Origin of the sequence: Empedobacter sp. UBA6745, assembly GCF_002453775.1 — a bacterium.
Classification (GTDB): Bacteria; Bacteroidota; Bacteroidia; order Flavobacteriales; family Weeksellaceae; genus Empedobacter; species Empedobacter falsenii_C.
On record NZ_DKHL01000046.1, the window covers coordinates 216,293 to 232,803 of the forward strand.

13 protein-coding genes are annotated in these 16,511 nt (G+C 30.0%); 8 read left to right on the forward strand and 5 right to left on the reverse strand.

Annotation, left to right across the window (positions count from 1 at the left end; genetic code table 11):
- The first annotated feature begins 72 nt into the window (after positions 1-72).
- Together ligA and B4H69_RS13655 are read left to right on the forward strand one after the other, a co-directional pair.
- The gene (gene ligA / locus B4H69_RS13650) at positions 73-2,067 is read left to right on the forward strand and encodes an NAD-dependent DNA ligase LigA (RefSeq protein WP_291094450.1); all 1,995 of its coding nucleotides are present in this window, start codon (positions 73-75) and stop codon (positions 2,065-2,067) included.
- Complete coding sequence (locus B4H69_RS13655) at positions 2,067-2,624, forward strand: hypothetical protein (protein WP_180904416.1); 558 nt, start codon at positions 2,067-2,069, stop codon at positions 2,622-2,624. The genes ligA and B4H69_RS13655 overlap by 1 nt, the downstream gene beginning before the upstream one ends.
- A 31-nt stretch (positions 2,625-2,655) precedes the next feature.
- Here the strand turns inward: B4H69_RS13655 and B4H69_RS13660 are convergent, their stop codons facing one another.
- Together B4H69_RS13660 and B4H69_RS13665 are read right to left on the reverse strand one after the other, a co-directional pair.
- Complete coding sequence (locus B4H69_RS13660; RefSeq protein WP_180904417.1) at positions 2,656-3,129, reverse strand: hypothetical protein; 474 nt, start codon at positions 3,127-3,129, stop codon at positions 2,656-2,658.
- 204 nt (positions 3,130-3,333) lie between these two features.
- Positions 3,334-3,840 carry a hypothetical protein gene (locus tag B4H69_RS13665; protein ID WP_180904418.1) on the reverse strand — a complete coding sequence of 169 codons (507 nt, stop codon included), beginning with the start codon at positions 3,838-3,840 and terminating at the stop codon, positions 3,334-3,336.
- A 327-nt stretch (positions 3,841-4,167) separates the two neighbouring features.
- On the opposite strand from B4H69_RS13665, the gene B4H69_RS13670 reads away from it, so the two are divergent.
- Positions 4,168-4,545 carry a VOC family protein gene (locus tag B4H69_RS13670; RefSeq protein ID WP_180904419.1) on the forward strand — a complete coding sequence of 126 codons (378 nt, stop codon included), beginning with the start codon at positions 4,168-4,170 and terminating at the stop codon, positions 4,543-4,545.
- Entirely contained in the window at positions 4,546-5,358 is an 813-nt protein-coding gene (locus B4H69_RS13675) for a DUF4846 domain-containing protein (protein ID WP_180904420.1), read from the forward strand.
- Positions 5,359-5,400: 42 nt separating this feature from the next.
- On the opposite strand, the gene B4H69_RS13680 is transcribed toward B4H69_RS13675, so the two are convergent.
- Complete coding sequence (locus B4H69_RS13680) at positions 5,401-6,573, reverse strand: T9SS type A sorting domain-containing protein (RefSeq protein WP_180904421.1); 1,173 nt, start codon at positions 6,571-6,573, stop codon at positions 5,401-5,403.
- Positions 6,574-6,930: 357 nt separating this feature from the next.
- Here B4H69_RS13680 and B4H69_RS13685 point away from each other — a divergent pair, with 357 nt between their 5' ends.
- Positions 6,931-10,377, forward strand: a complete 3,447-nt coding sequence (locus B4H69_RS13685; protein ID WP_180904422.1) for an ATP-dependent helicase — start codon at positions 6,931-6,933, stop codon at positions 10,375-10,377.
- Between the two features lie 62 nt (positions 10,378-10,439).
- On the forward strand, positions 10,440-11,723 hold the full coding sequence (gene hemL / locus B4H69_RS13690; protein WP_180904423.1) for a glutamate-1-semialdehyde 2,1-aminomutase: 1,284 nt from the start codon (positions 10,440-10,442) through the stop codon (positions 11,721-11,723).
- A 43-nt stretch (positions 11,724-11,766) separates the two neighbouring features.
- On the opposite strand, the gene B4H69_RS13695 is transcribed toward hemL, so the two are convergent.
- The gene (locus B4H69_RS13695; protein ID WP_180904424.1) at positions 11,767-12,081 is read right to left on the reverse strand and encodes a DUF4286 family protein; all 315 of its coding nucleotides are present in this window, start codon (positions 12,079-12,081) and stop codon (positions 11,767-11,769) included.
- 111 nt (positions 12,082-12,192) lie between these two features.
- Between B4H69_RS13695 and B4H69_RS13700 the strand changes: the two genes are divergently transcribed.
- Both B4H69_RS13700 and B4H69_RS13705 read left to right on the forward strand, forming a co-directional pair.
- A complete protein-coding gene (locus tag B4H69_RS13700) occupies positions 12,193-13,575 on the forward strand; it encodes a dipeptidase (protein ID WP_038334410.1) in 1,383 nt (460 codons plus the stop codon).
- Between the two features lie 96 nt (positions 13,576-13,671).
- Positions 13,672-14,823, forward strand: a complete 1,152-nt coding sequence (locus tag B4H69_RS13705) for an FAD-dependent monooxygenase (RefSeq protein ID WP_291094459.1) — start codon at positions 13,672-13,674, stop codon at positions 14,821-14,823.
- A 2-nt stretch (positions 14,824-14,825) separates the two neighbouring features.
- Here B4H69_RS13705 and B4H69_RS13710 read toward each other — a convergent pair whose 3' ends face one another.
- Complete coding sequence (locus B4H69_RS13710; protein WP_291094461.1) at positions 14,826-16,478, reverse strand: alpha/beta hydrolase-fold protein; 1,653 nt, start codon at positions 16,476-16,478, stop codon at positions 14,826-14,828.
- Between the last annotated feature and the right edge of the window lie 33 nt (positions 16,479-16,511).

Below are 16,511 nucleotides of genomic sequence, written 5' to 3' on the forward strand. Positions count from 1 at the left end.
ATCAATCCAAATTATTTTAAAAATTGTTCGTATTAATTCAAGTGTTTATCTTTGTTCAGTAACATTTTTAAAATGGAAATACAAGACAAAATTTTAGCGCTTCGAGAAGAGCTTACTCAGCATAATTACAATTATTACGTTTTAGATAATCCGACAATTTCTGATTTCGAATTTGATTTGAAATTGAAAGAATTGAAACGATTAGAAGACGAAAATCCTATCTTTTTTGATGTAAACTCCCCTACACAACGCGTTGGTGGAATGGTTACAAAAAATTTTCCGACGATTACACACGAATTCAGAATGTATTCGTTAGACAATTCATATTCAGTTGAAGATTTGCAAGATTGGGAAAAACGAATTGAGAAAACATTAGGTGAAAAAGTAGAATTTGTTTGCGAATTGAAATATGATGGCGCTTCGATTTCTATTTTGTACGAAAACGGCGAATTGACGCAGGCTGTAACGCGTGGAGATGGAACACAAGGTGATGAAATCACGAATAATATTCGTACAATACAATCTGTTCCTTTAAAATTGAAAGGAAATTATCCTGAACGATTTTATATGCGTGGCGAAATTACAATTCCGCTCAATAAATTTGCTTCAATTAATGAAGAACGCGCTAATAATGGTTTAGAATTGTATGCAAATCCTCGAAATACGGCTTCTGGATCATTAAAATTACAAGATAATACCGAAGTTGCGAAACGTGGTTTACAATGTTTTCCGTATTATTTTATCGGAAATAATTTGCCTTATTCTACGCAATGGGAAATGCTACAAGCCGCTGATGAATTAGGTTTTAAGATTCCGCATACGTCAAAATTATGTACTTCTTTGGAAGAAGTTTTGGCTTTTGTAGATCATTGGGATATCGAACGCAAAAATTTACCTTACGAAACGGACGGAATTGTTATCAAAGTGAATTCTTTTTCGCAACAAGATGAATTAGGTTATACAGCAAAATCTCCGCGTTGGGCAATGGCGTATAAATTCAAAGCTGAAGCTGCCGAAACCGAATTATTGAGCATCGATTATCAAGTTGGTCGAACTGGAGCGATTACGCCTGTTGCGAATCTTGCGCCTGTTTCTTTGGCTGGAACAATCGTAAAACGTGCTTCTGTCCACAACGAAGATATTATTAAAAAGTTGGATATCCGCATTGGTGATATGGTTTATGTGGAAAAAGGAGGCGAAATTATTCCGAAAATTGTCGGTGTCAATACTGATGTTCGCCAACCTGGAACGGAAGAAATCGAATTCATTAAAAATTGTCCTTCTTGCGGAACAGAATTAATTCGTAACGAAGGCGAAGCGCAACATTATTGTCCAAATGAGAATGGTTGCGAACCGCAAATTATTGGAAAATTAGAACATTTTGTTTCTCGAAAAGCAATGGATATTGAGAGTATTGGTGGCGAAACAGCGGTTTTGTTACACAAAGCAAATTTGTTAAATAACATTGCTGATTTTTATACTTTACAAAAAGAAGATATTTTGCCTTTAGAAAGAATGGCTGAAAAATCTGCTCAAAATATTATTAATTCTGTCGAAAAATCTAAAGAGCAACCTTTCGAAAAGGTATTGTATGCGATTGGAATTCGTCATGTTGGTGAAACGGTTGCAAAAAAATTAGTCAAACATTTTCAAACTATTGATCGTTTGATGAATGCTACAATGGAAGAATTGGTTTCTGTAACGGATGTTGGAGAAAAAATTGCAATTTCGATTAAGGAATATTTTAAAGAAGAACAACATCAGATTTTGATTCAACGTTTACGCGATTATGGATTGAATTTCGAGATTGGCGAAGAAGCAAAACCTTTGTCAGATTCTTTGGAAGGCAAAACGTTTTTGTTTACAGGAACTTTGACTAAATTCAATCGTACTGATGCACAAAAAATGGTGGAAGATCATGGCGGGAAAAATATTTCTGCAGTTTCTAAAAACTTAAATTTCTTGGTTGCTGGCGATAAAGCTGGAAGTAAATTGAAAAAAACAGAAGAAATTGGAACAGTTGTCGTGTTGACAGAAGACGAATTTTTAAATATGATTAACGGCTAATGGAATCAGGATTAATTGCTGTCATTATATTCGGAATTGTATTATTGATTTTGATTCCATTTATCTATTATGGATTGCGAATGGCAGGCTACAACAAATCTGCAATGATAGTTTCACTTGCGATATTTTTTATTGTGATGATTCCGATGGTGAAATATGGTTACAGAAGTCAAATGTATTCTAATGATGATTTGAAAACCGATTTACACCAAGCTGGAATTGGGTTTAAAGGAAATCTAAAAATTGTTTCGACAGATATTTCTGGAATTAAAAACATGAAACAAGAAACAGTTTTGATTATGGATTCTGCCGATGTCAATACCATTATTAATAGAATAGAAACTGATCCACGTTTCAAAATTTCTCCAGAAACACTGAGTTTGAAAGAAGAATTAGGCTCGAATGCAAAACATAGAACCAATAGAAATTATCGTTTCAAAGATAATTTTATTTTAGAAACTTACGGAATGTCTGATGATTACACGATTCGATATTCGGAACTGAAATTTAGAAAAGGAAATGACACAGTTTTCTTCAAAAAAGAAGAAGTGTATTAAAAAGATAAAATCCGTCAATTGACGGATTTTTTTATTCAAGATTATTTATTTCTGAGATATTAAAACTATGACTTTTTGAATTTTCAATTTTCCTTTTAATAATAGTGGAATCTACTTTCAATGTGTCAAAATTGAATGTTCGAGGTTCTAAATAATATAATTCTAAAATGGAATCTTTTCTATTTATTGTTCCAAATTTATATTGTTTATTAGTAATAGTATCAAAATATATTGTGTCATTTTTCAGATAGTATTTACCAATTTCTCGTGATGGGAAAAAGCAAAACGAATTTACAATATAAATACTATCTGATTTAAAATGATAGCTGATACCGCAACTTGCTGTTCCTTCACTAAAAGCAAATAATTTATCCTTACCATAAATTGTATTATCAGTAATTATTCCTGATGGATATAGAAAAATTAAAGTCAAAACAATAATGCTAATAAAGACAGGTATTCCTTTTTTGAAATTTCTTTCATCATCATCAAAATATTTATACAACTTTAGTATTGTAGAAATAATTAATCCTATGAATAAAATAAGTTCTATTAAATATAAAACAATCGCGAAAATTCCAGTTTCATGAATCCAAAAATGTTGTGTATTAATTAATAGAAACAATAACACTAAAGAACAAGAATGATACGGATATAGTTTGAACATAAAACAAGTTAATCAAATTGTAATATAACTATTATAAATCATTTATTTAGAATTATTTTTCATCTTAATTAATTCATCAAATTCAACTAAAGTATTTTCACTTTCAGTCTTATAATTTTTAGATTTTCCTATAAAAAGAATCAATTTTCTATCTTCAAAATAATAACGAAATTCTTCAATTTTCGATTTTTTATCATTAAATTCTTTCCAATACAAAGGAAAATTATAAGTTGTATCTTGTTCAAAAACGAAAGACAATTTATTATTCAACAAATAATACTCAGCCAAATATTGACCAGATTCTCCAAATTTTCGTACCACAATTTTTTCTAATTTATCGTTCAAAAAATAATAATTTATAAAACCACCTTCCGTAGAATCATCAGTTTCAACTTCTTTTATTTTTGTCCAATTTTTAATCGAATTAATTCGACTAAAATTTGCTCTGATTACTTTAATTTCTTCACTTTTAACTTTGTCATTTTTCTGAGCAAAAGAAGTCATCACAGAAAATGTAACAAGTACGAAAAAGAATATTATTTTTTTCATCTAAATCAATATTTTATATAAACTATATGAGTAAAATTAGAGTGTTTATTTTCGATATATTTTTACAAATCCTTTTATTAAACTAAATACACCGATTATAAATCCCATAATGATAAAAAGAAATCCAACTAGTAAAAAATATACAGCATAATCGTTTTTGTTATAATCCAAATTATAGCCATATCCAGTCGAGAATATTCCTATAATAAAAACACAGAGCGAACAGATAAAAAGTTTTGTATATCGATTTTGTTTGAGCATCATTAAATATTTCCATAAAATTCAATAAAATATACTAATTTTCAATCAATAATAATAGTGAATTTTATGCAATTTAGAGTCGCTCGACATATCAATCAACTCAAAGAAATAAAAGATTTCTATATTAAAGTTTTGAATTTTGAAATCCTTGGAGAATTTCAAAATCACAATGGTTATGATGGTATTTTTATTGGAAAACCAGATTTAAGCTGGCATTTAGAATTTACAACAACTCACGAAAATATCGATCATCACTTTGATGAGGATGATTGTTTGGTATTTTATCCAACGACACAACAAGAATATGACGAAATAATTGAGCGTTTAGAACTTCATCATATCAAACCAATAAAATCTAAAAATCCATATTGGAATGATAACGGAATTTCATTCTTAGATCCTGATGGATTTGTTGTCATTGTCTCATCTATTAGAATTAAATAATTGAAAAAATATATCTGCTTCATATTTCCATTTTTCATCTTCAGTTGTAAAGATGAAAATTCAACGAATTCTAAAAATCATCAAGATTCAATTCAAAAAATTGTTGAGAAAGAAAGTTTTATCAACGAAAAAGAGAATAAAATAATTGATCGATATTCCGTACCAAAAGGTTTTCAAAGAGAAAATTATAATCAAAATGAATTCGGCTATTTTCTACAACATTTGCAATTAAAAGACTTTGGAACACTTGTAAAATATTATAATGGAAAAGAAAAACCTGAAAATAATGTGTACAATGCGGTGATTGATTTACCGATTGGAAACAAAGATTTACATCAATGTGCAGATGCAACAATGCGTTTGAGAGCTGATTATCTCTACCAACAAAAGCGTTATGATGAAATCTCTTTCAACTTTTTATCGGACGGAAAACCACGCAAATTTACTGATTTTGCAAATGGAGATTATTCACCAGAAAATTATTGGAAATATTTAGAAAATGTGTTCAGTTATGCGAATACAGCTTCTTTGAAAAGTCAATTGAAATCGGTGAATTTTGAACAGATAAAAATTGGAGATATTCTTTTGCAACAAGGAAATCCTTATGGACACGCGATTATGGTAGTCGATTTAGCAAAGAATAAACAAGGTGAAAAAATTGTTTTACTTGCTCAAAGTTATATGCCTGCGCAAGAAATTCAGATTCTTAATAATCCGATGGATAAAAAATTAAATCCTTGGTATAAAGTGCAACAAGGTAAAATTAAAACTCCAGAATGGTTGTTTACAAGTGATGATTGGAAAACGTGGTAAAAAAATAAGAACTCGAAAGTATTTCGAGTTCTTAAAATCATCTTATTTTTTCATTAATAAATAATTTTCTAATTTACTTTCTCCACTAATTGAAATAAAATAAATTCCTTTTTGAAGTTTCGAAATATTAATATTTTCTTTTTCTTTATTTGATTCTATTTTTAATACTTCTTTACCTATAGAATTTTTTATCAAAATTGTATTTTTTCCACTTAAAGGTTGAATATTTATATAATCTGTAGCAGGATTAGGAGCGATTGTAATATTCTTAATATTTTGATCCTGTTTTTTTGAATTTATTTTGCTTAAATTAATGTCACCATTATAATTTTTATCTAAGATAGATAATCCTTCATCAAATGTATTTGAAAGAATTGCATTCATATAATAAGAAGGTTCTTTTATACCTAAAGTGAAATTATTCAATAAATTACCATTCTGATCTAAATAAAGTGCTTCAATCTTACTTTCATTATTACTTTCAAAAATACCTCCGAATACAATTTTATTATTATCTTCAAATATATTGCTAGGGTTAAATTTAACAGATGAATAACCAGTGTCAAATGATTTTATCCATTGTTGATTTCCATTCTTATCATATTTATTTACTTCTGCTTTACCTTCTAAAGATGTTGTTAATGTAATACAACCACCATCTTTACTTTCTGTAACAATAACTTTATTAATTTCTGGATGTATTCCTGCTGTGACTTTACTCCAAATAATATCTCCTTTATTTGACAATTTAACAGTCCATTCTAAATTAGTAGGATTTACTTGTGAACTATTATAAATATATCCACTAAAAAAGATATCACCATTTTTTGATGAAGATATTGAAGTTATCGCATTATCATCAGCATCCCCTATTACTTTCTCCCATACTTTTTGTCCCTTCTTATTAACTTTCATCAAATAAACTTTCACCTTTTCATATTGCGAATCTACTTTTTGTCCTGCTAATAAATAGCTATTATCATTTGTTAAAACTACACTAGTTAAAGTAATATCATTAGTAACATTTATTGGCAAACTAGAAATTAAATGACCATCAAGATTGTATCTGTAAATATTAAAATTTTGAGATGAATTTTGATTTAATGGAGTGCTTAAAGTAAATAATTCATTATTGGTAATTACAAAATCTAGATACCGCAAATTGTCTTGTTTTTTAGTCCACTCTAAATTTCCATTTGCACTTACTTTTGTCAAAATACCATATTGTACAGGATTTCCATCTGGACCAAACCTTTCACTATAAAACTGATTAAAATAAAAGGATTTATTGGTTTGAGATTGATAAATTTTTGTAAATTCTAATTGATTAAATATAGATTCATCAATTTTTTTTTACCCATTCAATCGACTGATTTTGAGCTATAGCATTTATAGATACAATTGTAATTAAAGAAAATAAAACTTGTTTCATAATAATATTTTTAGGCTTTAATCAAATATAAAATTTATAATCATTAATAAACGTTTTTAAGTATTTATTACAACGTCTATATTAAATTGAGTTAAAATTTAATGAAGAATAAATCTTAATTTTACACCAAATTAATCGCCGTGAATCGAGAAGAAATAGGAAATCAACTGCTAAATGAAGTTTTAAACATTCAACTTGCCAATAAACCAATCAATTCTAAATATTTAGATTTAAAACGTTTGGTTGAAAATATTGCGTTTGAGTTGACAAAAAACGAAGCCTTACAGTTTTCTAACTTTTTCTCGAAACTATCTTTTATCTGTAATCAATATCAAGTTTCAACTAAAATTCATTCGTTTCGTAAAACGGCTCAACGAATTCTGAGCGAGAAATACGAACCGACAGAACACGAATATTTTACACATTATAAATATGTTGCGGATTTTATTTCCTCGATATATGAAGTAATGATTCCGGCAGAAATTATTTATTATTTTCCTGAAAAAGAATTTTATACCAACAAAATTCTTACTCGAAATCGAGTAAAAAAATTGCGTGTTCAAGTGATTGAAATCAAGCGAGATTGTTTGATTTGCGATCATGAAGACAATGAAACAGAAGAAAATATTACAGTTCAAATTGATGAAGATGGTGTAAACGAAAACTTTACTTCTATTGAGGATTTTTGGATTGGTGCGCAATTAAATTTAGTCAATTCGACGATTGATGAAGAAGGAATTTATCATCCACGTTTTATCATTCTCGAACCTGATTATTTGGTTGATATTTCGGCAATTGCTGAATGTTTTCAAGATTATGGAACTTCCGAATTACATTATATTCAGAAAAAATTTGAAGAAGCGCCAAACAGCAAACATATTCGATTAGGAAATTTTGCCAATTCAGTTGTCGATCATTTTTCAACGGAAAACATTGAAAATACTGATTTTAATGAGATTTTTAAGAATGATTTTAAAAATTACCCATTAGAATATACGGCTTGCAACGATTTGACGAATCCGCAAGATTTGAAAGATTATTACTTGGAAGCAAAAGGTCATTTTAATCGTATTCAAAAAGTGTTGACCGAGGATTTTCCACAATATGATATTTCGTTGGATCGCGCATTAATTGAACCTTCATTTTTGTGCGAACAATACGGAATTCAAGGTCGTTTGGATTTATTGGATATTAACCCCGAAGGAAAAAATAAAATTATCGAGCTGAAATCTGGTGGTGCACCTTTTCCTGATGACGGAAAAAGTGTCAAGCCAAATCATGCGACGCAGCTCTTTTTATATTACCAAATTATTGGTGTTTTGTATGATTTAGAGTTTAAAGATGTCACAAAAAACACCGAAGGTTATATTTTCTATTCGAAAGTATATCAAGGAAATTTACGTTTTGATGTGCCAACTTTAGCGCGAGTTCAACGTATTTTTGATTTACGAAATCGAATAATTATCAATGAAAATCGTTTAGCAAATCATACATTAACCGATATTGAATCAACGATTTATTCGATAAAACCTGCGAATTTTATCAAGCGAAAAATTAATCCTCGTTTCAAAGAAATTTTAGAAGAGCAATTGGATAAATTTATCTATCCGATCAAAAATAGTTCGCCATTAGAAAAGGCTTACTTCTACTCTTTTACGAATTTCATTGCGAAAGAGCAATATATGGCGAAACTTGGTTTGGGACAATCGACTTCCAACAATGGTTTGGCGAGTTTGTGGCTGAATACTTTCGAAGAAAAAAACAATAATTTCGAGATTATTTATGATTTAGAAATTGTAGAAAATCATATTTCTGGCCCAAAACGTGAAATCAAGCTAAAAAGAACCAATCCTGCGAATGATTTTATTTCGATTCGCGAAGGTGATATTTGTATTTTGTACCCAAGAAATGAATCAAAAGATTCTGTTTTAACAAATCAGGTTTTTAAATGTACGATCAAAAGTATTTCGAGAGAATTTATTGTGTTGCGTTTTCGTTATCAACAACCTAATACACGCTTTTTTGATTCGTTTGATTCAACAGGAAAATGGGCATTAGAACGAGATTTTATGGATTCTTCTTTTGTTTCGATGTACCGAAATTTGTATGGATTAATTCATTCTTCTAAAGCGAAAAAAGATTTGATTTTAACACAGTCTATTCCAAAAAGTCAAATGGATTATGATTATTTTAATTCAAATCTTTCGGATGAACAAAATCGAATTCTGAAAAAAGCACTTTCCGCAAAAGATTATTTTTTGTTGAATGGACCTCCGGGAACAGGAAAAACATCGATTATCATCAAAGAATTGGTAAAAGAAATTTATGAAAAACAGGATTGTAATATTTTGCTTTTGGCGTATACAAATCGTGCGGTTGATGAATTATGTGAATCAATCAATTCGGCGATTTCTAATCAAATTGAACAAAAATTTATCAGAATTGGGAATGAATTGTCTACTTCTCCCGAATTTCATTCAAACTTATTGAATAAAATCATCGAGCAAAAAGATGCTGATTTAGAACAAAAAGGAGAAAAATTTTCGAGAAAAACGATTCAAGATATTATTCGTAAACAACGCATTTTTGTTTCGACAGTTGCTTCAATTTCAAGTAAAAATGATATTCTAAAATTAAAGAAATTTGATACAATTATTATTGATGAAGCTTCACAAATTTTAGAACCACAAATTGTTGGAATTCTACCAAAAGCAGAACGTTTTATCATGATTGGTGACCACAAACAATTACCTGCAATCGTTTTACAGAATCCTGAATTAGCAAAAACGAATAACGAATTATTAGAAAATATTGGTTTAATTAACCGTAAAAACTCTATTTTCGAGCGTTTGTATGAATTCTGTGAACGAAATAATTACGAAAATGCTTTTGATCAATTAACGTATCAAGGAAGAATGCATGCTGAAATCGCAGATTTTCCGAACAATTATTTTTATGATGGAAAATTAAATGTAGCTTTTGATATTCCAAATTTGAACGATGAAATAAAACAAAGCTTAAATCGTCAACGTGCAGATTTACATTTTGAACATTATAATCAAGCAAATGATTTACAAAACTTTATTACAAATCATCGTTTTGCGTTTATCAATGTTGACGAAAATCCTTATTTGCCTTCAACGAATGTGCAAGAAGCCGATTTGATTGTGAAATTTGTACAAGAAATTATTCATTTATACGAAATCAATCAAAAACCATTTGATCCAAAGAAAACAATTGGAATTATTGCGCCTTTTAGAAATCAAATTGCGTTGATTAAACAAAAATTAGAATTAGCAAATATTCCAAATCAGGAACAAATTACGGTTGATACAGTGGAACGTTATCAAGGGAGTCAGCGCGATATTATTCTGTATAGTTTTGCTGTGACGTATCATTCGCAATTGAACGCCTTGGTGAATATGAACGATCAAGGAAATGTAGATAGAAAGCTGAATGTTGCGTTAACGCGTGCAAAAGAACAATTATTTTTGATTGGAAATCAAGCCATTTTGAAAGAAAATCATTTAATTAAAACCTTAATTGATTATTTAGAAAATAAATCTACTCATAAACTGACAATCTAATTAAAATCACTTCTTAATTCATTTAAGATTCAGTAAATTTGTGCAACTATTTTTAGAAAATTATGTTGTATCAAAGAAGTAGCGCATTATTCAAAGACGCGCAAGAATATATTCCGGGAGGTGTAAATTCTCCTGTTCGTGCATTCAAATCTGTTGGAGGAACGCCGATTTTTATCAAAAAAGCCGAAGGTGCTTATATTTATGATGAAGATGGACGTGCTTATGTGGATTACATCAATTCTTGGGGACCAATGATTATTGGACATACAGATCCGCGAGTTTTGAATGCGACTGTTGAACAAATGAAAAATGGTTTTTCTTTTGGTACACCAACTGAATTGGAAACTGAAATTGCGAAATTAATCACGTCTGTTGTTCCAAATATTGACATGGTTCGTATGGTGAACTCTGGTACAGAAGCATGTATGTCGGCAATTCGTTTGGCAAGAGGTTATACAAATCGTGATAAAATTGTAAAATTTGAAGGTTGTTACCACGGACATTCTGATTCATTTTTGATTAAAGCTGGTTCTGGTGCTGCAACTTTTGGAAATCCAAATTCTCCAGGTGTAACGCAAGGAACAGCGAAAGATACGTTGTTGGCAGAATACAATAATTTGGAAGATGTAAAAGCTTTATTCGAACAAAATAAAGACGAAATTGCAGCTATTATTGTTGAGCCAATTGCAGGAAACATGGGATGTATTGTTCCAGAAAAAGGATTCTTAGAAGGTTTGAGACAAATCTGTGATGCGAACGGTGCTTTATTAATTTTTGATGAGGTAATGACAGGTTTCCGTCAAGCAATGGGAGGTTCGCAAGAACGTTTAAACATCAATGCGGATATCGTAACATTTGGTAAAGTAATTGGTGGAGGTTTCCCTGTTGGAGCTTTTGCTGCTCGTCGCGAAATCATGAATCACCTTGCTCCTCTTGGTCCTGTTTATCAAGCGGGAACATTATCTGGGAATCCAATTGCGATGCGTGCGGGTATCACAACTTTGAATATTATTAATAATGATAGAGAATTATTTAATCGTATTGATAACGCTACAGAAACTTTGGATAATGAAATTTCTAAAATCTTTACAGAAAAAGGAATTCCAAATCATATCAATCGTTTAGGATCGATGATGTCTGTGTTCTTTACTGAACAAACAGAAATCAAAAACTTTACAGATGTAAAAAAATGTAACCACGAAAGATTCAATAAATTTTTCCATCATTTGTTGACAAACGAAGTTTATATTGCTCCTTCTGGATACGAAACTTGGTTTATTTCTGATGCGATTAAAGATACAGAAATCAATAAAACATTAGACGCTGTAAGAAGCTTCGAAGGTTAATCATAAACAAAAAATGCAGTAGAAAACTACTGCATTTTTTTGTTTAATTATAATCTCCAATATGTTCCATTTCACTTTCGAAACTTAGCACTTTTGTCGCATATTTTTGCAAACTTTTTTGCTTGATTTCTGATAAAAAATTATTCTTGAATTTATCTAAAGTCAATTCATCATTCACAAATAATTGTAAAGAATAAGAAACCGCTCCTGGTTCTACATGAGAAGTTATTTTTCCTAAACGAGCGCCAATAAAACAATTTGATTTCAAATAATCATTAATATGCTCTTTCTGAATCCACTCAAACCAATCGTCATGCACCTCTTGTTCAACAATAAAAGTTGTATTATATAATATCATTCTCTAATTTTTTGCAAAGATACAAAGGTTTTCGCATTATATTTTTCTTGAAAAAGAAAGTCTAATCAAGATTTTATTTTTAAATTTACCTATTATTCATAACAAACAAAGATGAACAATACGCAACAATTTATACAAGAGAATAAACAACGTTTTCTTGATGAATTAATCGAATTACTTAAAATTCCTTCAGTTAGTGCTGATCCAGCCTACACACAAGACGTAAATGATGCTGCCGAAATGGTTGCAAAATATTTAAAAGAAGCAGGTGCTGATAATGTTGAAGTATGCGAAACAGAAGGTTTTCCTGTTGTTTACGGAGAAAAAATAGTTGACGCTTCAAAACCAACTGTTTTAGTTTACGGACATTACGATGTACAACCAGCTGATCCTTTAGAATTATGGGAATCTGGACCATACGAGCCAGTAATCAAAAAGACAGAAATTCATCCTGACGGAGCAATTTTCGCTCGTGGTTCTGCTGATGATAAAGGTCAAATGTTTATGCACGTTAAAGCTTTTGAGGCTTTAAACAAATCAAACGAATTACCTTGTAACGTTAAATTTATGATCGAAGGTGAAGAAGAAGTTGGTTCTCCTTCATTAGTAAATTTCGTTAAAAACAATAAAGAGAAATTAAAAAATGATGTGATTTTGATTTCTGATACTTCTATGATTTCAAACGAACAACCTTCTATTTCAGTTGGTTTACGTGGTTTATCTTATGTAGAAGTTGAGGTAAAAGGAGCTAATCGCGATATGCACTCTGGTGTTTATGGTGGAGCTGTTCCAAATCCGATTAATGTTTTAGCAACAATGATTGGAAAATTAATCAATGAAAAAGGTCACATTACAATTCCAGGTTTTTACGAGCCAATTCTTGAATTAACTGAAGATGAAAGAGCTGATTTAGCTAAAATTCCATTTGATGTTGAAGAATACAAAAAATCTATCGGTATTGCTGATATTCAAGGAGAAGAAGGTTTTTCTACAATCGAGAGAGCGTCTATTCGTCCTACTTTAGATGTAAACGGAATTTGGGGAGGATACATTGGCGAAGGTGCTAAAACAGTTATTCCTTCTCATGCTTATGCTAAAATTTCAATGCGTTTGGTTCCAGGACAAGACCCTGAGGTTGTAACAAAACAATTTGCAGATTATTTCCCAACATTAGCGCCATCTTCAGTAGAAGTTAAAGTAAAGCCACATCACGGAGGTAAACCTTATATTTTACCAACAAATCACCCAGGTTTTATCGCTGCTAAAAAAGCATTAGCTGAAACTTTTGAGAAAGAAGCGTTAGCTGAAAGAGCTGGAGGATCTATTCCAATTGTTGCTTTATTCGAAGAAGAATTAGGAACAAAATCTGTTTTAATGGGATTTGGGTTAAACTCTGACGTTATCCACTCTCCTAACGAACATTATGGTTTATTCAATTTCTATAAAGGAATCGAAACTATTCCATATTTCTACAAATATTTTAACGAACAATAATTTTCGACAAAATAACTTCTGAAAAGCGAATCAAATTGATTCGCTTTTCTTTTTGGTTTATAGTAGAATGATTAATTTTGAACTTTATTTTTATCAATGAGTAAAAAATTCTTAATCGCTGGTGCAGGAATTGCAGGTTTAACTTTAGCAAAAGCTTTGCAAGATTTAAATTATGACTACGAAATTTTCGAGGCTTCGCCAGAAGTTCGTGGAATTGGTACTGGTTTTGGTTTGGCCTCTAATGCAATGAAAGCATTTGAAATTCTTGGTTTAGCGGAAGAAGTTGCGCCTTTGGGACATATGCTAGAAGATTTTGAAATTCAAGATTGGAAAGAAAAAACAATTTTAAAAGCCGATACCGAACGATTGAGAAAAAACTACAACAACGAAAATTTTGCCATTCATCGCGCAGATTTACATCATTATTTAGTTTCAAAAATTGATTCGAATAAAATTAAAACGTCAAAAAAAATAAAATTCTTTGAACAAAGTTTTGAAAAAGTTGTCCTTTATTTTGAAGATGGAACTTCTACCGAAGGCGATTATTTGATTGGTGCTGATGGAATAAATTCTATAATTCGTCAACAATTGTTAAAACAGTCGACGCCTCGTTATGCGGGTTATATTTGTTGGCGTGCTATTGTAGAGGATAAATCTTACAATTCAAAAAAGAGTATCGAAACATGGGGCCCAAATGGTCGTTTTGGATTGACACCTCTTATCAATCATCAAATTTATTGGTATGCTTGTGTCAATACAAAACTAAATTCTGAAGTTTACAACTATACGTTGAGTGATATTAAAAATCAATTCAAAGATTATTCGGGACAAATCAGAAATACTTTACAAAAAACAAATCCAGAAAGTATAATTGCTACGCCAATTATGGACATAAAACCGATTAATAATTATGCATTTAATCGTGTATTGTTAATTGGAGATGCAGCACATGCAACCACACCAAACATGGGACAAGGCGCATGTATGGCGGTGGAAGATGTTTGTGTTTTGTATGATGAATTAATCAAAAAAGATACTGATGTTTTGTTAGCTTTTGAGCATTACAATTTACGCCGTTTGAAACGTACACATTATATTATTGACACTTCTCGTTTGGCTGGGAAAGTTGCTCAAGTTGACAATAAATTCTTAATGAATCTCCGAAATTTTGCTTTCCGAAATTTACCACAATCTTTGATGCAAAGTCCTTTAGAAGACTTGTTAGAAGAAGATTTTATGAGGGTTTAGGGTTATAATTCAAAATCAATGTAATTAATCCAAAGTTGTACTTTGTCCATATTTTTATTGAAATTTTCTTGCATAAAAGATGGATTGCAATCTACTTTTTGATTGTAAATCAATTCATTATTGGCATAGACTTTTAATTTTTTGTTCAGATTAATCATTTCAGGAGAAATATATAATCGAAATGATTTTATAGAAGATGTTTCAATATCGAATCTATTTTTTGAATAATTTGCTTTGATTTGACCTGATTTACGAGGAAAATTAAAAGCCATTTTGTCCACATCTTTTACTTGCAAACTGTCATTATCATCATATTCTAACCATTTTGTTATTTTGAAATTATAGTTTTTTTGCCACTCTTTTTTAGATGAAATAGTATCTAATTTTGTGATTTCTATCCAATCAATTTTTCCGTATTTTACATCATCAGTTTCCCAAATTAATTTATTCGGAAAAGGATTTCTTTTTCTATCCAATAAATCATCAAACAATATTTTAAACGCGGGCTCTGAACCATTAAATTCTGGAAACCAATGTGGATAACCATTGTATCGATAATCTTTATAATCAATATTTAATGATTGCATCAATGCAGTTAAATCATCATTAGCTTGTGGTGGAAAATAATAATCCAAATCTGTTGAAAAATTTATATAAGAATGATTCAATGCATTTTGAATAAATGTGCCTCCTGTTCGTACAATTGGCTGCGTATTAAAGCCATAAAAACCTGCAAAATAAGTTGGTTGTTTTACTAAATAATTAAACGAACCTGTTGCTCCATTAGAATGTCCCGTCAAAAAGACTTTATTATCATCGACATTAATCGTAGATTTTATTTGACGAACAATTTCTGGAACCATATAAAATCCTTTTTCTGTCATCCAATTATAACGTTTATCAGCTTTAGGAAAAACTAAAATAACATCGTGCTGATCCGCATATTTAGTATAAAATCTATTCCAACCTTTCAAATCTTCATCAGTAGAAAATTTTTCAAATTCACTGAAAAATACAGCTCCATGAAGAAAAATAAGCATAGGATATTTTTTCTCCGGATTATAATTTTTAGGTAAATGAACAAAATATGATGACTTTAAAGTATCATTAATTGAAAAGAAAATAGAATAATTTTGTTTTTTTTTCGGTAAATATGATGAAGAATTTCTCAAACTTTTATAAAGTTCTTTCTTATCATTAATCTCTAAATTTGTTAATTTCTTAGTTCTAAAAAATTCATCATTTGTCAATTGAATACTATCATAAAATCTTTTAGATATTTTATTTGAAGTTTCTTCTAAATTCTGCCAACGTTTATCGTTTAATAGATTTTTGAATTTAACTTTCGAATCTTTATCCAAAATAAAATACCAACCTGGATATAGTTTTGGATTTCTTTGAATTAACTTTTCTAAAAAATAAAATGATTGGTTTGATTGACCAATTTTGTTAGAAAGTTCAGCCGCATCATATAAATCAAAATTAGTGATACTATCTTTATGTAGATTAAATGCTTTTGTATAATAATCTAAAGCTAATTCCTTTTTGTCTTCTTCAATTAGCTTTTCAGCTTTTGAAATTAAACTAGAATATGTTTCTTGGCTAAAAACTTGTATGGATAATAATGCGATAAGTATAAAGATATAATTTTTCATGGGTTGAATTTTGTATAAAAATACCATCAACAA